This window comes from Leclercia pneumoniae, assembly GCF_017348915.1.
Taxonomy (GTDB): domain Bacteria; phylum Pseudomonadota; class Gammaproteobacteria; order Enterobacterales; family Enterobacteriaceae; genus Enterobacter; species Enterobacter pneumoniae.
Genome location: NZ_CP071383.1, coordinates 3,446,191 through 3,466,010, shown reverse-complemented (window position 1 = coordinate 3,466,010; position 19,820 = coordinate 3,446,191). Strand labels below are relative to the sequence as shown.

Below are 19,820 nucleotides of genomic sequence, written 5' to 3'. Positions count from 1 at the left end.
CTGGCTCAAACTCTTCTTAGTGTAGTAATAACTTAGAAGTTACGAAGCCGAAAGCAGTAAAATCTTAAAAATACTCATATTGCGGGCGATATAACGAAAATGGCCATGAAAAACTATGTTTTCAACAAAAAATGGCGGGCCAGCAAGGCGCCGGTGAAATTCTTTTTCAGGTAAAAGCCGCGCGGAAGGGTCAAAATGGGCTCGCCATGTGTACCAATGGCCTCGGTCAGGGCTTTGCTATTGGCGGCTTTAGGGCGCAATTGCAACACCTCTCCGTGACGCGCAGTAATACGCTCAACCTGGCCAAGGACAATCATATCCATCAACTCTTCCCAGTCCAGCCGCAGTTGCCGATCTTCTTCCTCGTCAGGGCTCCAGATCAGCGGCGAACCGATTCGCCGTTCTGCCAGTGGAATAGCTCGATCCCCTTCAACCGGCACCCACAGGACGCGGTTCAATTTATGCTTCACGTGGCTGGTTTCCCAGGTGATCCCGGTATTCCCCGTCAGTGGTGCCACACAGACAAAGGTCGTCTCCAGCGGTTTACCCTGACTATCCACCGGGATGGTTTTGAGTTCTACCCCGAGCGCCGCAAAATCCTGCTCCGGCTTGCTGCCGGCGCTGGCACCCAGCCACACCTCCAGCAAGAGACCGATCCAGCCTTTATCACGCTTCAGATCCTGCGGAATGGGTAAACCTGCAAGCCGCGCCAACTCTCCCAAAGAGTAGCCTGCCAGCCGCTGGGCCTGGGCCATTAACTGTGCTTCGCTGTCAGGTGGAGAGCTTAACGGTACGAGGGAAAACATAACGAACCTATTGGTTAAAAAATGAGCAGTTGTTATACACGATCGGGAATGAGTTTATCCCGTTCTGTATAAAGAAAACAGGCCAATGATTTATAACGCTTTTCTTAACCTTTTTAGGCGAAATTTTTCTGGCACGAAAAGGTTGTTCAATTCTGGTCACTGACAATGAACAGGATCTTATACCATGTTATCCACAGAAAAATGGGATAAGTGGTGATAACCCTGACTACTGGTTCCATTTACAGCCTTGACGTATGGTCAAAATCGAAAAATCAGACAAAATGTGCCTAACTTATTGGCACAATCTGTGGATAAAACCGACGCTGGTGGATCTTTCATCAATACAATGATCTTGCTTGTGACCTGCATCACACTAGCCGATGTTATGCAGTGAATTAGCAGGGTAATGCCCTGTATTTAAAGCTTTTGTTTGGGTGGGGTTTTTACGTATCATTAAGAGTAATCTGGGTTGTCCATCGGTAATTCCATACTTCTTCACAACTCTATCCACAGAAAAAGTGAATAAAATCGTCTTTCGGCTCGGTCATCTGTTTATAACTCAGATGAAATTTGTGAGTTATTCAAATGTTATTACGCCGCAGGGCTGTAAGAGAGTGGTTTACCGCCTCACTGGAGTGTGAAACAATCATTTCTATATAAAGTTTAGTTTGAGGTAGTCCGGTGATTGATGACGATGGCTACCGCCCGAATGTCGGAATCGTAATTTGTAATCGTCAGGGGCAGGTGATGTGGGCCCGCCGATATGGCCAGCACTCCTGGCAATTTCCCCAGGGTGGGATAAACCCCGGAGAGACCCCAGAGCAAGCGATGTATCGGGAGCTGTACGAAGAAGTTGGCTTAAGCCGGAAGGATGTTCGTATCCTTGCTTCGACCCGCAACTGGTTGCGTTACAAATTACCAAAACGTTTGGTGCGTTGGGACACAAAGCCGGTATGTATCGGCCAGAAACAAAAATGGTTTCTTCTGCAACTGGTGAGCAGCGACGCAGATATCAACATGCAAAGCAGTAGCACGCCGGAGTTCGACGGTTGGCGCTGGGTTAGCTACTGGTATCCTGTCCGTCAGGTCGTGTCGTTTAAACGCGACGTTTACCGCAGGGTAATGAAAGAGTTCGCAAGTGCCGTCATGACGCTTCAGGAGGCCCCTCCTAAGCCGCAAAGTGCACCTGCCTGGCGACGTAAAAGAGGTTAAGCTACGCACATTATGCTCACCCGCCTGCGAGAAATAGTCGAGAAGGTGGCCAGCGCTCCACGGCTCAACGAGGCGCTGGATATTCTGGTCACTGACATCTGTCTTGCGATGGAAACTGAGGTCTGTTCGGTCTACCTGGCCGACCATGATCGGCGTTGTTATTATCTGATGGCCACGCGAGGTTTGAAAAAACCACGCGGCCGTACCGTCGCGCTTGCATTTGATGAAGGTATCGTCGGGTTGGTTGGGCGCCTTGCTGAGCCTATCAACCTGGCGGATGCGCAGAAACACCCCAGCTTTAAATATATCCCCTCCGTAAAAGAAGAACGCTTCCGGGCATTTCTGGGCGTTCCCATTATTCAGCGTCGTCAGCTGCTTGGCGTGCTGGTCGTTCAGCAGCGCGAACTGCGTCAGTACGACGAAAGTGAAGAGTCTTTCCTCGTTACGCTGGCCACGCAAATGGCAGCCATTCTCTCCCAGTCCCAGCTCGCGGCGCTGTTTGGTCAATATCGCCAGACGCGCATACGCGCGCTGCCTGCTTCGCCGGGCGTCGCCATCGCCGAAGGCTGGATGGACGCAACCCTGCCGTTAATGGAGCAGGTTTACGAAGCCTCTACGCTGGACACCGCCCTTGAGCGAGAGCGACTAACCGGCGCGCTGGAAGAGGCAGCCAGTGAGTTTCGCCGCTACAGTAAACGCTTTGCCGCCGGTGCGCAGAAAGAGACGGCCGCCATTTTCGATCTTTACTCCCACCTGCTGTCAGATGCGCGTCTGCGTCGGGAGCTTTTTGCTGAGGTGGATAACGGCTCGGTGGCCGAGTGGGCGGTCAAAAAGGTCATTGAAAAATTTGCCGAGCAGTTTGCGGCCCTGACCGATGGCTATCTGAAAGAGCGGGCAGGGGATCTGCGTACGTTGGGTCAGCGCCTGCTCTTCCATCTTGACGACACCATTCAGGGACCCAATACCTGGCCTGCACGCTTTGTGCTGGTGGCCGATGAGCTGTCAGCGACTACGCTGGCGGAGCTGCCGCAAGATCGCCTCGCCGGGATTGTCGTGCGCGACGGGGCAGCTAACTCGCATGCTGCCATCATGGTGCGCGCGCTGGGGATCCCAACGGTTATGGGGGCAGACATCCAGCCTTCAGTACTGCATCGCCGTACGCTGGTGGTGGATGGCTATCGCGGAGAACTGCTGGTCGATCCTGAACCGGTAGTCCTGCAAGAATATCAAAAGCTTATTGTTGAAGAGAATGAGCTGAGTCGTCTGGCAGAAGACGATGTTAACCTGCCCGCTGCGCTGAAAAGCGGCGAGCGAATCAAAGTCATGCTCAACGCCGGCTTAAGCCCGGAGCATGAAGAAAAGCTGGGTAGCCGTATCGACGGCATTGGACTTTATCGCACCGAAATCCCCTTTATGTTGCAAAGCGGCTTCCCGTCGGAAGAGGAGCAAGTCGCGCAATATCAGGGCATGCTGCAGATGTTCAATGATAAACCTGTCACGCTGCGTACCCTTGATGTGGGGGCGGACAAGCAGCTCCCGTATATGCCGATCAGCGAAGAGAATCCCTGCCTCGGCTGGCGCGGGATCCGGATTACGCTCGATCAGCCTGAGATCTTCCTGATCCAGGTGCGGGCCATGCTACGAGCCAACGCCGCGACCGGCAATCTCAGTATTCTGCTGCCGATGGTTACCAGCATCGACGAGATTGACGAGGCGAAACGCCTGATCGAACGTGCCGGGCGCGAAGTGGAAGAGATGATCGGCTATGCGATCCCGAAACCGCGTATCGGGGTGATGCTTGAAGTACCGTCAATGGTGTTCATGCTGCCCCAGCTGGCTTCTCGCGTCGATTTTATCTCCGTGGGCACCAACGATCTCACGCAGTACATGCTGGCGGTCGATCGTAACAATACCCGTGTGGCGAGTATCTACGACAGCCTGCACCCGGCCATGCTGCGTGCGCTGGCGATGATTGCCCGGGAAGCAGAACAGCAGGGTCTCGACCTGCGGCTCTGCGGCGAAATGGCCGGTGATTCGATGTGCGTAGCGATTCTGGTCGGCCTGGGCTTCCGCCACCTCTCCATGAACGGGCGTTCCGTGGCGCGCGTCAAATACCTGTTACGCCATATTGAATATGAAGACGCGCAGCAGTTGGCCCAGCGCAGTCTCGAAGCCCAACTGGCGACAGAGGTACGTCATCAGGTTGCGGCCTTCATGGAGCGCCGTGGGATGGGTGGCCTGATTCGCGGCGGGCGTTAAAAAGCGATACCCTCCCGGTGACGAGAGGGTATACATATCTTTTACAACTTCACCACCGCGTCGCCGTCTCCCTTGTGCTATGATTCGCAACCCTGGAGCCCCCGATAAACACGGGCGGCATTTTTACCGCTGTCCACCTCTTTTCGGCGGAATAACAAGATCCTGTGGTGACAGATGAATAGTGGCTATCTGCATTTTCCGGAATTTGATCCGGTCATTTTCTCAATTGGACCCGTTGCGCTTCACTGGTACGGCCTGATGTATCTGGTTGGTTTCATCTTTGCCATGTGGCTGGCAGGCCGTCGCGCCTCCCGTCCCGGCAGTGGCTGGACCAAAAACGAAGTTGAAAATCTGCTCTATGCCGGCTTCCTCGGGGTATTCCTCGGCGGACGTATCGGCTATGTGCTGTTTTACAACTTCCCGGTGTTCCTCAGCGATCCGCTCTATCTGTTCCGCGTCTGGGATGGCGGCATGTCGTTCCACGGCGGCCTGATTGGCGTCATTCTGGTGATGGTGATCTTCGCTTATCGCACCAAACGTAACTTCTTCCAGGTGTCAGATTTCATCGCGCCGCTGATCCCGTTTGGCCTGGGTGCAGGTCGTCTCGGTAACTTTATCAACGGCGAGCTGTGGGGACGTGTCGATCCTAACGTCTCCTTCACCATGCTCTTCCCGGCTTCCCGCGCGGAAGATATGGCGCTGCTGCCCTCGCATCCTGAATGGCAATCGATTTTCGATACCTACGGCGTTCTGCCGCGACACATGTCTCAGCTGTATGAAATGGCGCTGGAAGGCATAGTGCTCTTTATCATTCTGAACATTTTTATCCGCAAACCGCGTCCAATGGGGGCCGTGTCGGGTCTGTTCCTGATAGGTTACGGGGCGTTCCGCATTATCGTGGAATTCTTCCGCCAACCGGATGCGCAGTTCACCGGCGAGTGGGTGCAGTACATCAGCATGGGGCAGATTCTCTCCATCCCGATGATTGTCGCGGGTATTATCATGATGATTTGGGCTTATCGTCGTCGCCCACAGCAACAGCTTTCCTGAGGTCTCATGAAACAGTATCTTGACCTGATGCAAAAAGTGCTCGATGAGGGCACGCCGAAAAACGACCGCACCGGCACCGGTACGCTCTCCATTTTTGGCCACCAGATGCGCTTCAATCTGCAAGAGGGCTTCCCGCTGGTCACCACCAAGCGTTGCCATTTGCGCTCGATTATCCATGAGCTGCTGTGGTTCCTGCAGGGTGATACTAACGTTGCGTATCTGCATGAAAACAATGTCTCCATCTGGGACGAATGGGCCGACGAGAACGGCGATCTGGGGCCGGTATACGGCAAGCAATGGCGCGCCTGGCCTACGCCAGATGGCCGTCACATTGACCAGATCACCACCGTGATGAACCAGTTGAAGAATGACCCGGATTCGCGCCGGATCATCGTTTCTGCCTGGAACGTCGGCGAGCTGGATAAGATGGCGTTGGCGCCATGCCACGCCTTCTTCCAGTTCTATGTGGCAGACGGTAAGCTCTCTTGCCAGCTCTACCAGCGTTCTTGCGATGTGTTCCTCGGTCTGCCGTTTAACATCGCCAGCTATGCGCTGCTGGTACATATGATGGCGCAGCAGTGCGATCTGGAAGTGGGTGACTTCGTCTGGACGGGGGGAGATACCCACCTGTACAGCAACCATATGGAGCAGACCCATCTGCAGCTCACCCGTGAACCGCGTGCCCTGCCGAAACTGGTGATCAAGCGTAAGCCCGACTCTATCTTCGATTATCGTTTTGATGACTTCGAAATCGAGGGCTACGACCCGCACCCTGGCATCAAGGCGCCGGTCGCGATCTGACCCGATCATGCTGACACAACCGGTGCCCCAGGGCGCCGGTTTTTTTTGCCTGTAAGCTCTCTTTGCGGCCCTGCTTCCGCCCTGTTTGCAACGGGCTGCAATGTCAAAAAAAGCGTGGAAACCGCCTCGTAAACCGCCGACTTGCCTGTCGCCAGTGCTACGCCGCTGCGCCACACTCCGCACATGAAAATCGCAAAGGGCTTTACGCTCATCGAAACGTTGGTGGCTATTTCGCTTGTCGTGACGCTAAGCGCGGCGGGGCTGTATGGCTGGCGAAGCTGGCAGCAACAGCAGCAACTCTGGCAGACCGCACGTCAGGTACGTGACTACCTGGTTATGCTGCGCAACGACGCCTGGCGTAATAACCGCGACCATAGGGTGGTACTCGGGCAGCGCGGTCAACAGTGGTGCCTGCGAAGGGAACAGGCAGTTGCGTGCCAGCAGCATGATCCCTGGGTGCTAATCCCCCTCTGGCCAGCCATCAGCGTCAAAGCGATCACGCCCGGGCTAGGCTTCTATGGGCTTCGGGATACGGCCTGGGCCGGGCGTATTTACCTTCAAAGCCCGGCGGGGGAGTGGCTGGTGATTGTCTCATCCTGGGGTCGCATCAGGATGTGCAGCGCAAAGGGAGAATTTGCATGCCGCTAAAACAGACAGGCTTTTCACTGACGGAAGTATTGATCGCGATGGCCATCAGCAGCCTGCTGCTGCTCAGTGCCGTCCGTTTCCTGCCGGGACTGCAGCGGGCGCTGCAAACGGAGACCGCGCAGCAGGAAATTGAAGAGGAGATCGGGCTGCGATTAGCAGGTATTGGTAAACATCTGCAGCGCGCGGGTTTCTGCGCCGGCACCTGTCAGGGGGCTGCGTTAGAGCTTAGCGCGCAGGGTGAGTGCGTCATTGTGCAATGGGATGAAAACAGTAATGGCCGCTGGGAAACCACCCCACAAACGGCGGCGGAGCAAACGGGATTTCGTCTGAATGCCGGGGCACTGGAAACGCTGCGCGGGGCCACATCCTGTCGGGGTAAAGGCTGGGAGCGGATAACGGATCCGGACAGGGTTACGGTTGTTCATTTTAAAGTAGAAAAGGTGCAGCGAGCGGGGTTTGCCCCGGAGCTTACCCTGGCACTTTCTGCCGCGTTTGCAGGTCGGCAGGGGCGGGTTTTCCAGGCCTATCACAGTGTGACGGGGTATAACCTGTGAAGCGGCAAAAAGGGATCTCTTCGCTGGCAATGGTATTGATGATCCTGATGCTGGGCTCGCTATTGCTGGCCGGGCACAACCAGCAACTGAATACCCTGTTGTTCATCGTCAATGCTGAACGTCATGCTATACAGCAGCAGGCCGGGGCGCAGTCAGCGATGGAGTGGGCGCGCACCCTTGGCTGGCAGCCTGTCGCTGAGCAGCAATGCCAAAAGCATCCCAGCCAGACGTGGTGGGCATGTCTGCGTCCTGTTGGGGATGACGAGCGTCTATTGATTGCCGGCAGCGAAGGCAGCACGCTGTGGCGGTTAGGGAGCATTACCTCCGGTGAGGTCGAATTTTCCCGCCACGGCTGGAGCGACTTTTGCCCCATAAAGGAGGCCGCACTGTGTCAGGCAAAATAATCAGCAGACAGCGTGGATTCAGTATTGTCGAGGTGTTACTGGCAATGGCGCTGATGATCATGGTCGTCACGATGCTGGCGGGCTATCATCGTGCCCTGGCCAGCCGGTTCATCATGCTGGATCACTATCGCCAGCTCTGGCGCCATGGCTGGAACCAGTCTCAGCTCCACGCCAGCACTCTCCCGGAAGGCTGGCAAATAAACCGGGGGCAGACAACGCACGCCGGATGTGTCAGCATCTCGGTCACACTTATTTCTCCACAAGGTCGACAGGGGCAGATGACACGCCTGCACTGTCCGATCAGTAAATAGTTGAGAGCAGTTATGTTAAGGGTCTACCACTCAAACCGCCTGGATGTGCTGGAAGCACTGATGGAGTTCATCGTCGAACAGCAACGGCTCGACGATCCCTTTGAACCCGAGATGATCCTGGTTCAAAGCACCGGTATGGCCCAATGGCTGCAGATGTCCCTGTCGCAAAAATTTGGTATCGCCGCCAATATTGATTTCCCGCTGCCCGCCAGCTTTATCTGGGATATGTTCGTCCGCGTGTTGCCAGAAATTCCAGAACAGAGCGCGTTCAATAAGCAGAGCATGAGCTGGAAGCTAATGTCGCTTCTGCCCGATATGTTACCCCGCGATGAGTTTGCCATGCTGCGGCACTATCTCAACGACGATACGGATAAGCGAAAACTCTTCCAGCTGGCCTCGCGGACGGCGGATCTCTATGACCAGTATCTGGTCTATCGCCCGGAATGGCTCACCCGCTGGGAAGCGGGCGAACTGATTGATGGCCTGGATCAGGCGCAAATCTGGCAGGCCCCGCTCTGGAAGGCACTGGTGGAACATACGCACGCGCTGGGGCAGCCCCGCTGGCACCGTGCCAATTTATATGAGCGTTTCATCGCCATGCTGGAGTCCGCAGACTCTGCACCAGAAGGCCTGCCTTCAAGGGTCTTTATTTGCGGTATTTCTGCTTTGCCGCCGGTCTACCTGAAGGCGCTTAATGCGCTGGGTAAACACATTGATATCCACATTCTCTTTACCAATCCCTGTCGTCACTACTGGGGTGATATTCAGGATGCCCGCTGGCTGGCACGCAGGCTGACCCGTCAGCGGCGGCGTCTTTTCGATGAGCGCAGTGTCCCGCTGTTCAAAGACAGCGAGACGGCGGCGCAACGCTTTAACGATGAAGGGATCCATGAGCTGGCGAATCCTTTGCTGGCCTCCTGGGGCAAGCTGGGACGCGACTATATCTACATGCTTTCGGAGATCACGGAAACGGGTGAAGGGGATGTGGATGCGTTTGTAGATATCACGCCCGACAGCCTGCTGCATAACGTTCAACTGGATATTCTGGATCTGGAAAACAGTGCCGTCGCGGGAATCACTGCCGATGAGTTTGCCCGCAGCGATAGAAAACGCCTGCTTGATCCCGAGGATCGCAGCGTGACCATCAATATCTGCCATAGTCCGCAGCGTGAAGTAGAAGTGCTGCATGACAGACTGCTGGCGATGCTTGAGGACGATCCGTCGCTCACTCCACGTGATATCGTGGTCATGGTGGCCGATATTGATAGCTACAGTCCTTTTATTCAGGCGGTGTTTGGCAGCGCGACGGGCGATCGCTATCTTCCTTATGCCGTATCTGACCGTCGTGCGCGCCAGTCTCATCCGGCCCTGCAGGCCTTTATCAGTCTGCTTACGCTACCAGACAGCCGCTTTGTGCCTGAAACCGTACTGGCGCTGCTGGACGTGCCGGTGCTGGCTGCCCGTTTCGATATTGATGAAGAGGGGCTACGTTACCTGCGCCAGTGGGTAAACGAATCGGGCGTGCGCTGGGGGATGGATGACGACAACGTGCAGGCGTTTGAACTGCCTGTGACGGGCCAGCACACCTGGCAATTCGGGCTGACCCGTATGCTGCTCGGCTATGCCATGGAGAGCAGCCAGGGGGAGTGGAACGACGTTCTGCCTTATGACGAATCAAGCGGCTTGATTGCCGAACTGGTTGGGCATCTTGCCTCGTTGCTGATGCAGCTTAATCGCTGGCGTAGCAGGCTGATGGAGAGCCGGGAGCTGGAAGCGTGGCTGCCAGTCGCCCGGGAAATGTTGAACGACTTTTTCCTGCCCGACCAGGAGACTGAAGCGGCAATGGCGCTGATTGAGCAGCAGTGGCAGGCGATCATCGAAGAGGGGGTAAATTCTCACTATGGCGAAGCGATTCCCCTCTCTCTGCTGCGCGACGAATTGACCCAGCGTCTGGATCAGGAGCGTATCAGCCAGCGCTTCCTCGCCGGGCCGGTTAACATCTGTACTCTGATGCCAATGCGCTCCATTCCGTTCAAGGTGGTCTGCCTGTTAGGGATGAACGACGGTGTCTATCCACGCGCGCTGGCCCCGCTCGGCTTCGATTTAATGAGCCAGAATCCCCAGCGTGGCGACCGTAGTCGTCGTGATGATGACCGCTATCTGTTCCTTGAAGCCTTGATCTCAGCTCAGCAAAAACTTTACATCAGCTATATCGGTCGCTCCATTCAGGATAACAGCGAACGTTTCCCCTCCGTGCTGGTGCAGGAGTTGGTGGACTATATCGGGCAGAGCCATTACCTGCCGGGCGATGAAGAACGTAACTGTGACGAGAGCGAGAAGCGGGTGAAAGCGCATATCACCTGCTATCACAGCCGCATGCCATTTGATCCAGCCAACTACGTGGCAAGCGAGCAGCAGAGCTATGCCCGCGAATGGTTACCGGCGGCGAAGAGAGAAGGCAAAGCCCATACCGACTTTATACAGCCGCTGCCCGCGCTGCCCATCACCGCCATTACCTTCGAGCAGTTACAGCGTTTCTGGGCGCACCCTGTGCGCGCTTTTTTCCAGATGCGCCTGCAGGTCAACTTCCGCTCTGAAGAGAGCGAAATCCCCGATGCGGAGCCCTTTACCCTGGAGGGACTAAGCCGTTATCAGCTTAATCAGCAACTGTTGAATGCGCTGGTTGATGAGCAAGATGCCGACATGCTGTTTCGTCGTTTTCGCGCTGCGGGGCAGCTACCCTATGGCGCCTTTGGCGAAATCGTCTGGGAGACTCAGTGTCAGGAGATGCAGACGCTGGCTTCCCGCGTGATTGAATGTCGCCAGCCGGGTATCAGTATGGAGATCGATCTCGAATGCAGCGGTATTCCGCTCACCGGTTGGCTACAGCATGTACAGCCGGATGGCCTGCTGCGCTGGCGCCCGGCGATGTTGAGTGTTTCACAAGGGTTGCAACTTTGGCTGGAACATCTTGTCTACTGTGCCAGTGGCGGTGAAGGCGAAAGCCGGCTCTTTGTGCGCAAGGATGGCGAGTGGCGCTTCCCGCCGCTTCCGGCGGAACAGGCTATGCACTATCTGGAACAGCTCGTTGCCGGTTATCTGCAAGGAATGAACCAACCGCTACTTCTGCTGCCAGAAAGTGGGGGGGCATGGGTAAAAACCTGTTACGACGCGACAAACAATGTCATGTTAACCGATGAGGCCACATTGCAAAAAGCGCGTAGCAAGTTCCTGCAGGCCTACGAGGGCAATATGATGGTGCGCGGCGAAGGGGATGATGTCTGGTATCAGCGTTTATGGCGCACCCTTGAACCGGAATACTTTGACGCTATCACGGAAGAGGCGCAGCGCTATCTGTTACCTTTGTTCAAATTTAATTAGTCCTGGCGGCTGTATAAAAATTGCGCGGTCATAAGCATTGAATTATGATGCCCATCGCGTCACGGACTGATGTACCACGATAAAGAGATGCCGGCGCGTTCGGCACGAAACACGTTAATGATGTCGTCCGTGATGATGAGGTAGTGAATGCCAGGCAGCACCATGTTGAAAGCGTTTGTTTTGTTTGTCGCCCTCTGGGCACCCTTCAGTCAGGCGAACACCGGTTGGCAACCCCTTCAGGAAACGATCCGCAAAAGCGACAAAGACACCCGTCAGTATCAGGCTATTCGGCTTGATAACGGGATGGTTGTGCTTTTGGTTTCCGATCCTCAGGCGGTAAAGTCGCTGTCGGCGCTGGTGGTGCCGGTTGGCTCGCTGGAAGATCCCGATGCGCATCCCGGGCTTGCACACTATCTTGAACATATGATCCTGATGGGCTCGAAAAAGTACCCGCAGCCCGACAGTCTCGCCGAATTTTTAAAAATGCACGGTGGCAGCCACAACGCCAGTACCGCGCCGTATCGCACCGCCTTCTACCTTGAAGTGGAAAATGACGCCCTGGAAGGGGCGGTAGATCGTCTTGCGGATGCGATAGCCTCGCCGTTACTGGATAAAAAGTATGCCGATCGCGAACGCAACGCCGTAAACGCAGAGCTGACGCTGGCCCGTACCCGTGACGGGATGCGTATGGCCCAGGTAAGCGCCGAGACCATCAACCCGGCGCACCCGGCTTCCCGTTTTTCTGGTGGGAACCTCGAAACCCTGAGCGACAAACCCGGCAGCCCGGTGCTGGATGCCCTGCATGCGTTTCGCGATAAATACTACTCCGCCAACCTGATGAAAGCGGTGGTGTACAGTAATAAGCCCTTGCCAGCACTGGCAAAAATCGCTGCTGAGACTTACGGCCGCGTGCCGAATAAAAACATTACTAAACCGCAAATTGACGTCCCGGTCGTGACCGATGCACAAAAAGGGGTGATCATTCATTACGTACCGGCGATGCCGCGTAAAGTCTTGCGCGTCGAGTTTCGTATTGACGACAACACCGCCCAGTTCCGCAGTAAAACCGACGAACTGGTGAACTACCTCATCGGCAACCGCAGCGCCGACACGCTGTCGGACTGGCTGCAAAAGCAGGGGCTGGCAGAAGGTATCCGCGCTGATTCCGATCCGGTAGTAAACGGCAACAGTGGCGTGCTCGCCATCTCCGCAACCTTAACCGATAAAGGCCTTGCCCATCGCGACGAGGTGGTGGCGGCGATTTTCAGCTACCTCAATCTGCTGCGCGAGAAAGGGGTCGATAAGCGCTACTTTGACGAACTGGCTCACGTGCTGGATCTCGACTTCCGTTACCCCTCTATCACCCGCGATATGGATTACGTCGAGTGGCTGGCCGATACCATGATCCGCGTGCCGGTTGAGCACACGCTTGACGCGGTCAATATTGCCGATCAATACGATGCTGCCGCGGTGAAAGCCCGTCTGGAGATGATGACGCCGCAGAATGCCCGCATCTGGTATATCAGCCCGGATGAACCGCACAACAAGACAGCCTATTTCGTCAATGCGCCTTATCAGGTCGATAAAATTAGCGATAAAACCTTTACCGACTGGCAGCAAAAATCGGCGGCCATCGCGCTCAAGTTGCCGGAGCTGAACCCTTACATTCCTGATGACTTCACCCTGATCAAGCCGCAGGGGGCTTATCCACAACCCAAACTGATTGTCGATGAGCCAACCCTGCGGGTGGTCTATACCCCAAGCCAGTACTTTGCTAACGAGCCGAAGGCCGACGTTAGCGTGATACTGCGTAATCCTGCGGCCATGAACAGTGCCCGCAACCAGGTGATGTTTGCCCTGAATGATTATCTGGCGGGGATCGCGCTGGACGAGCTCAGCAACCAGGCCGCCGTCGGCGGGATCAGCTTCTCGACCAATGCCAACAATGGCCTGATGCTCAATGCCAACGGTTATACCCAACGGCTGCCGCAGCTTTTCCAGGCCCTACTGGCGGGATATTTCAGCTATACGCCAACCGAGGATCAGCTGGAGCAGGCGAAGTCATGGTATGCCCAGATGATGGATTCGGCGGAAAAAGGCAAAGCCTTTGATCAGGCGATCATGCCGGTGCAAATGTTGTCTCAGATTCCGTACTTCCAGCGTGAAGAGCGCCGTGCATTGCTGCCCTCTATCAGTCTGAAAGAGGTGATGGCCTATCGCGATGCGCTGAAAGCGAATGCCCGTCCGGAGTTCCTGGTGGTCGGAAATATGACGGAAGAGCAGACGAAAACGCTGGCGAAAAATGTCCGTGACCAGCTGGATGCTCATGGTAACGAATGGTGTCGTAATCAGGATGTGCTGGTCGAAAAACAGCAGAACGTGATTTTCGATAAAGAGAGCAACACCTCTGACTCTGCGCTGGCGGCCGTTTTTGTCCCTACCGGATACGACGAGTTTGCCAGTTCGGCAAACAGCGCGGTGCTGGGACAGATCATTCAGCCATGGTTCTATAACCAGCTGCGTACTGAAGAACAGCTGGGTTATGCGGTCTTTGCCTTCTCGATGAACGTCGGGCGCCAGTGGGGGCTCGGCTTCCTGCTGCAAAGTAGCGATAAGCAGCCTGCCTATCTGTGGCAACGCTATCAGGCATTCTTCCCGCAGGCAGAGGCGAAGCTTCGCGCCATGAAGCCGGAAGAGTTTGCCCAAATCCAGCAAGCAGTGATTGCGCAGATCAACCAGGCGCCACAAACCCTGGGCGAAGAGGCCTCAAAAATCAGCAAAGATTTCGATCGGGGTAATATGCGCTTCGATTCGCGTGATAAAGTAGTGGCCGAAATTAAGCAGCTCACGCCGCAAAAAGTGGCCGACTTCTTCCACCAGGCGGTGGTTGATCCTAAAGGGATGGCCATCCTCTCCCAGGTGTCAGGTAGCCAGAACGGGAAGGTCGAATACCTCCACCCGGACGGCTGGAAAGTCTGGAAAAGCGTAAGTGAGCTGCAGCAATCACTACCATGGAGCAAGAAAGAATGACCGATACCGCTGAGTCTCTTAATCCCCTTCGTTTAGCACTCCAGGGCGAAAGGTTGATTGAAGCCTCAGCGGGAACCGGAAAGACCTTCACCATTGCCGCCCTGTACCTGCGACTACTGCTTGGCCTGGGCGGCAGTTCTGCTTTTAGCCGCCCCCTGAGCGTGGAAGAGTTGTTGGTGGTGACTTTCACCGAGGCCGCAACGGAAGAGTTGCGTGGCCGTATCCGCGCCAACATCCACGAACTACGCATCGCCTGCCTGCGAAACGCCACCGATAACCCGCTCTATGCCAGCCTGCTCGAAGAGATTGGCGATACCGAACAGGCGGCGCAATGGTTGCTGCTGGCAGAGCGGCAGATGGACGAAGCGGCGGTCTTTACTATCCACGGTTTTTGTCAGCGGATGCTCAGCCTCAATGCCTTTGAATCGGGCATGCTCTTTGAACAACAGCTGATCGAAGATGAATCTGAGCTGCGCTACCAGGCCTGCGCTGATTTCTGGCGTCGCCATTGTTACCCCTTGCCACGCGATATCGCCCAGGCTGTTCACGACCTGTGGAAAGGGCCGGAAGCGCTCCTGCGTTCCATCGATCGTTATCTGCAGGGGGAAGCCCCGGTGATTAAATCCCCGCCGCCAGCGGATGAAACCCTGGCCTCTCGCCATGAAAAGATCATCGCGACGATCGATGCGATGAAAGAGCAGTGGCGCAGTGGGGTCGGTGAGATTGATGCCATCATCGAAAATTCGGGCATCGACAGGCGCAAGCTTAACCGGGGTAATCAGGCAAAATACATTGAGAGAATTAACGCCTGGGCAGAAGAAGAGACCTGTAGCTATCAGTTGCCTGACGCGCTGGAAAAATTCTCTCAGACATCCCTGACCGAACGCACCAAAGCGGGCGGCCAGGTACCGGAACATCCGCTGTTCGCCGCCATTGATGCGATACTGGCTGAGTCCCTTACCCTGAACGATTTAATGATTACCCGTGCGCTGGTGGAGATCCGCGAAGCCGTAGCGCGCGAAAAACGCCGTCGGGGCGAGCTCGGCTTTGACGACATGTTGAGTCGACTTGATGCTGCGCTTAACAGTGAAAACGGCGAAGCGCTGGCGGCCGCGATTCGTAAACGATTCCCGGTGGCGATGATCGATGAATTCCAGGATACCGACCCGCAACAGTACCGTATCTTCCGCCGCATCTGGCGCCAGCAAGAGGAGACGGCGCTGCTGCTGATCGGTGACCCTAAGCAGGCGATCTACGCTTTTCGCGGCGCCGACATCTTCACCTACATGAAAGCACGTGGCGAAGTGGCGGCGCACTATACGCTGGATACTAACTGGCGTTCCGCGCCTGGCATGGTCGAGAGCGTAAACAGGCTCTTCTCGCAGATGGACGATGCCTTCATGTTCCGCGACATTCCCTTCAAACCGGTCAAATGGGCTGAAAGAAATGCCGGGTTACGCTTCGAATACCAGGGTGAAGCGCAGCCGGCGATGCGTTTCTGGCTGATGGAAGGGGAGGGCTGTGGCGTAGGAGACTACCAGGCCTTTATGGCCCAGCACTGCGCGGCGCAAATCCGCGACTGGCTGAGCGCCGGGCTGCGCAATGAAGCCGTGCTGCATACAGGCAAAGATTCCCGACCGGTGCAGGCATCGGATATCACGGTGCTGGTGCGCAGTCGCCAGGAGGCTGCGCTGGTGCGCGACGCGCTAACCTTGCTCAGTATCCCTTCGGTCTATCTCTCCAACCGCGACAGCGTGTTCGAAACGCTGGAGGCGCAGGAGATGCTCTGGCTGCTGCAGGCGGTGCTGGCGCCGGAGCGCGAAAACGTGCTGCGCAGTGCGCTCGCCAGCTCCATGCTGGGGCTGAACGCGCAGGATATCGACACGCTGAATAATAACGAAACCCACTGGGATGCAGCGGTAGAAGAGTTCACCCGCTATCGCGACCGTTGGCAAAAGCGGGGCGTAATGGCAATGCTGCGCGATGTCATGACGCAGCGACAGATTGCCGAGAATATGTTGGCCACTCCCGGCGGCGAGCGGCGTTTGACGGATATCCTGCATATTAGCGAGCTGTTACAGGAAGCGGGTTCGCAGCTGGAAAGCGAGCACGCGCTGGTACGCTGGCTGGCGCAGCATATTGCCGAGCCAAACAGCAATGCTTCCAGCCAGCAGATGCGGCTGGAAAGCGACAAACACCTCGTCCAGATCGTGACTATTCACAAATCCAAAGGCCTGGAGTACCCGCTGGTCTGGCTGCCCTTTATTGCTAACTATCGGGTGCAGGATCAGGCCTTCTACCACGATCGCAAAACCTTCGAAGCGGTGCTGGATCTCAGCAAGGCCGATGCCAGTATTGAGCTTGCCGAGGCGGAGCGACTGGCAGAAGATCTACGCCTGCTGTACGTGGCGCTCACCCGTTCCGTATGGCACTGCAGCCTGGGAGTGGCTCCTCTATCACGCCGTCGTGGCGATAAATCCGGCGAGAGCGATTTCCATCTCAGCGCGCTGGGGCGACTGGTGCAAAAAGGCGAAGCGAAAGACGCCGTCGGGCTGCGCCAGTGTCTGGAGACTCTCTGCAATGAGCATATCTCGCTGCTCACGGCCGGCGTGGCAGACAGCGACCGCTGGCAAATGCCTGAATCGTTATCTCCTGAGCTGCAGGCGCGACAAATCGCCCGCGCGCTGGCGGATGACTGGCGGGTCACCAGCTACTCTGGTTTGCAGCAGCACGGCCAGGCGCTGGCACAGGATCTGATGCCGCGGCTGGATGTCGATGCCGCAGGCGTTGGAGAAGTCGCACAGGAGCCGGAGCTGACGCCGCACCAGTTTCCACGTGGTGCGTCCCCTGGGACCTTTCTGCATAGCCTGTTTGAAACACTCGACTTTACCCAGCCGGTATCAGAAACCTGGGTAGCGGATGTGCTGCAAAAAGGGGGGTACGACGTACGCTGGCAACCGGTGCTGACGGCCTGGATTACCCGTATTTTACAGGCGCCGCTGATCGATGAAGGCATCTCTCTGAGTCAGTTAACGGCGAAAGAGAAACAGGTAGAGATGGAGTTTTATCTGCCTATTTCTGGCCCGCTTACCGCTACGGCGCTGGACGCGCTAATTCGTCGATATGATCCCCTGTCGCAGGGCTGCCCACCTCTCGACTTTCGTCAGGTGCGCGGCATGCTGAAAGGCTTTATCGACCTGGTATTTCGCCATAACGGCCGTTATTACCTGCTGGATTACAAATCTAACTGGCTGGGCGAGAACCGTGATGCTTACACCCAGGAGGCGATGGCGCGGGCGATGCAGATGCATCGCTATGATCTGCAGTACCAGCTCTATACCCTGGCGTTACACCGCTATTTGCGCCATCGCATTGCGGATTACACTTATGAGCGCCATTTTGGCGGCGTGATTTATCTGTTTTTACGTGGCGTCGACGGCAGCGCGCCGGGATCGGGGATTTTCTGCACGCGTCCTGACGAAGCCCTGATTAACCAGATGGATAGCCTGTTTGCTGGCACCACAGAGGAGGTAGCGCAATGACGATGCAGGAGTGCTTACTTGAGGCGGTTGAGCAGCGTCTGTTGCGTCGTCTGGATGTGCAATTTGCCATGATGGTGGCAGATAACGACCACCCGACGTTGATGCTGGCTGCCGCTTTACTCAGTTATGATGCCGGGGAAGGGCATGTCTGCCTGCCATTATCGCGCCTGAAGCCCGACGCGAAAACGCCAGCCCCGCTGCTGGCCTGCTTTAATCTGCTGGGGGACGATCCCGACTGGCGGGGAGCGTTAATGGACTCTCCGGCGGTGAGCGATGGCGCGAAACCTACTCCGCTGATCCTGGTTGACGATCGGCTCTATCTGAACCGGATGTGGCGTTACGAGCAGGCCGTGGCGCGTTTCTTCACGGAAGCGAACCAGCCTTTAACGCACAATGAAGCAGAGATGCAGAAGACGCTCAACGATCTGTTTAGCGTCGAGGGCGACGTGAACTGGCAAAAAGTGGCCGCGGCAGTCGCATTGACACGCCGAATCTCGGTCATTTCCGGCGGGCCGGGTACCGGTAAAACCACCACCGTGGCGCGCCTGCTGGCCGCGCTGATACAGATGGCCGGCAAGACAAAATGCCGTATCCGCCTGGCCGCACCGACGGGCAAAGCGGCGGCACGCCTGACGGAGTCATTGGGTGGCGCAGTGCAAAAACTGCCCCTGACAGAGGCGCAGCGCAAGCTCTTCCCGAGCGAGGCCAGCACACTGCATCGCCTGCTGGGGGCGCAGCCGGGTAGCCAGAATCTGCGTTATCACGTAGGTAATCCACTGCATCTGGATGTGCTGGTGGTAGACGAAGCGTCCATGATTGACCTGACGATGATGTCGCGCCTGATCGATGCGCTGCCTGCGCATGCGCGCGTGATCTTCTTAGGCGATCGCGATCAGCTGGCTTCGGTAGAGGCCGGCGCGGTGCTGGGGGATATCTGCACCTGGGCCAGCGCGGGATTCACTGCCCAGCGCGCGCAGGAGCTTGCTGGCCTGACGGGCTACGCGCTCGAAGGTAATGCCAGCCAGGTGGCAGGGGCGCTGCGCGACAGCCTGTGCCTGCTGCAAAAGAGCTATCGATTTGGTAGCGACTCCGGCATTGGTCAGCTGGCGGCGGCAGTCAATCGCGGCGATCGCCAGGCCTTAAGCACCGTCTTTGATGGTCGTTTCAGCGATATTGAGAAAAAGGCGCTACAAAGCGGTGAAGAGTATCTGAGTATGCTCGACGATGCTCTGGACGGATATCAGCGCTTCCTGCAGGCCGTTCAGCAGCAAGCCTCCCCGGAGGCGGTCATTGCCGCCTTTGGCGAGTTCCAGCTGCTGTGTGCGCTGCGAGAAGGGCCCTTCGGAGTGGCAGGGTTGAACGAGAAGCTGGAGCAGGTACTGGCGCAAAAACGCAAGATTACCCGTCAGCCCCTCTCCCGTTGGTATGAGGGCCGCCCGGTTATGATCTCGCGCAACGACAGCGCGCTCGGGTTATTTAACGGGGATATCGGGATTGCCCTGGATCGCGGGCAGGGGTTACGTGTCTGGTTCCAGATGCCGGATGGCCGCGTGAAATCGGTTCAGCCAAGCCGTTTACCTGAAAATGAAACCGCGTGGGCCATGACGGTGCATAAATCCCAGGGGTCGGAGTTCGATCATGCGGCGCTGATCCTGCCGGTACAGATGTCGCCCGTCGTCACCCGTGAGCTGGTCTATACCGCCATTACCCGTGCGCGTCGCCGCTTATCCTTGTATGCGGATGAGAGTGTCCTGAAGCAGGCTGTCACCACGCGAACCGAGCGGCGTAGCGGCCTGAACACCCTATTCGAAGCGCTGTAACT

Annotated in this window: 13 protein-coding genes; 12 read left to right on the top strand and 1 reads right to left on the bottom strand. The window is 56.4% G+C overall.

The features are described 5' to 3' along the window. Positions 1 to 113 precede the first annotated feature (113 nt). Complete coding sequence (gene mutH / locus JZ655_RS16770) at positions 114 to 806, bottom strand: DNA mismatch repair endonuclease MutH (protein WP_040074199.1); 693 nt, start codon at positions 804 to 806, stop codon at positions 114 to 116. Between the two features lie 681 nt (positions 807 to 1,487). Here mutH and rppH point away from each other — a divergent pair. The 12 genes from rppH (at position 1,488) to recD (ending at position 19,818) form a co-directional block, all read left to right on the top strand. After that, the gene (rppH, locus tag JZ655_RS16765; RefSeq protein WP_040074200.1) at positions 1,488 to 2,018 is read left to right on the top strand and encodes an RNA pyrophosphohydrolase; all 531 of its coding nucleotides are present in this window, start codon (positions 1,488 to 1,490) and stop codon (positions 2,016 to 2,018) included. 12 nt (positions 2,019 to 2,030) lie between these two features. Beyond that, positions 2,031 to 4,277 carry a phosphoenolpyruvate--protein phosphotransferase gene (gene ptsP, locus JZ655_RS16760; protein WP_046887085.1) on the top strand — a complete coding sequence of 749 codons (2,247 nt, stop codon included), beginning with the start codon at positions 2,031 to 2,033 and terminating at the stop codon, positions 4,275 to 4,277. A 174-nt stretch (positions 4,278 to 4,451) separates the two neighbouring features. Further along, positions 4,452 to 5,327: a prolipoprotein diacylglyceryl transferase gene (gene lgt, locus JZ655_RS16755; protein WP_040074202.1), complete on the top strand. Its 876-nt coding sequence runs from the start codon at positions 4,452 to 4,454 to the stop codon at positions 5,325 to 5,327. A 6-nt stretch (positions 5,328 to 5,333) separates the two neighbouring features. Continuing rightward, positions 5,334 to 6,128 (top strand): thymidylate synthase, encoded by a 795-nt coding sequence (gene thyA / locus JZ655_RS16750; protein ID WP_040074203.1) that lies wholly within the window; start codon positions 5,334 to 5,336, stop codon positions 6,126 to 6,128. A gap of 183 nt (positions 6,129 to 6,311) precedes the next feature. Then, entirely contained in the window at positions 6,312 to 6,776 is a 465-nt protein-coding gene (locus JZ655_RS16745) for a prepilin peptidase-dependent protein (RefSeq protein ID WP_046887161.1), read from the top strand. Further along, complete coding sequence (locus tag JZ655_RS16740; RefSeq protein ID WP_040074205.1) at positions 6,767 to 7,330, top strand: prepilin peptidase-dependent protein; 564 nt, start codon at positions 6,767 to 6,769, stop codon at positions 7,328 to 7,330. Before JZ655_RS16745 ends, JZ655_RS16740 begins: the two co-directional genes overlap by 10 nt. Then, a complete protein-coding gene (locus JZ655_RS16735) occupies positions 7,327 to 7,734 on the top strand; it encodes a DUF2509 family protein (protein WP_207292341.1) in 408 nt (135 codons plus the stop codon). The genes JZ655_RS16740 and JZ655_RS16735 overlap by 4 nt, the downstream gene beginning before the upstream one ends. Further along, positions 7,719 to 8,045, top strand: a complete 327-nt coding sequence (locus JZ655_RS16730) for a prepilin-type N-terminal cleavage/methylation domain-containing protein (protein WP_233800712.1) — start codon at positions 7,719 to 7,721, stop codon at positions 8,043 to 8,045. Before JZ655_RS16735 ends, JZ655_RS16730 begins: the two co-directional genes overlap by 16 nt. Before the next feature lie 12 nt (positions 8,046 to 8,057). Beyond that, positions 8,058 to 11,426, top strand: coding sequence for an exodeoxyribonuclease V subunit gamma (gene recC / locus JZ655_RS16725; RefSeq protein WP_207292340.1), 3,369 nt, complete (start codon positions 8,058 to 8,060; stop codon positions 11,424 to 11,426). Between the two features lie 147 nt (positions 11,427 to 11,573). Continuing rightward, positions 11,574 to 14,456 (top strand): pitrilysin, encoded by a 2,883-nt coding sequence (ptrA, locus tag JZ655_RS16720; protein ID WP_207292339.1) that lies wholly within the window; start codon positions 11,574 to 11,576, stop codon positions 14,454 to 14,456. Beyond that, a complete protein-coding gene (gene recB / locus JZ655_RS16715; protein WP_207292338.1) occupies positions 14,453 to 17,998 on the top strand; it encodes an exodeoxyribonuclease V subunit beta in 3,546 nt (1,181 codons plus the stop codon). Before ptrA ends, recB begins: the two co-directional genes overlap by 4 nt. Beyond that, the gene (gene recD, locus JZ655_RS16710; protein WP_207292337.1) at positions 17,995 to 19,818 is read left to right on the top strand and encodes an exodeoxyribonuclease V subunit alpha; all 1,824 of its coding nucleotides are present in this window, start codon (positions 17,995 to 17,997) and stop codon (positions 19,816 to 19,818) included. Before recB ends, recD begins: the two co-directional genes overlap by 4 nt. Positions 19,819 to 19,820: the final 2 nt, after the last annotated feature.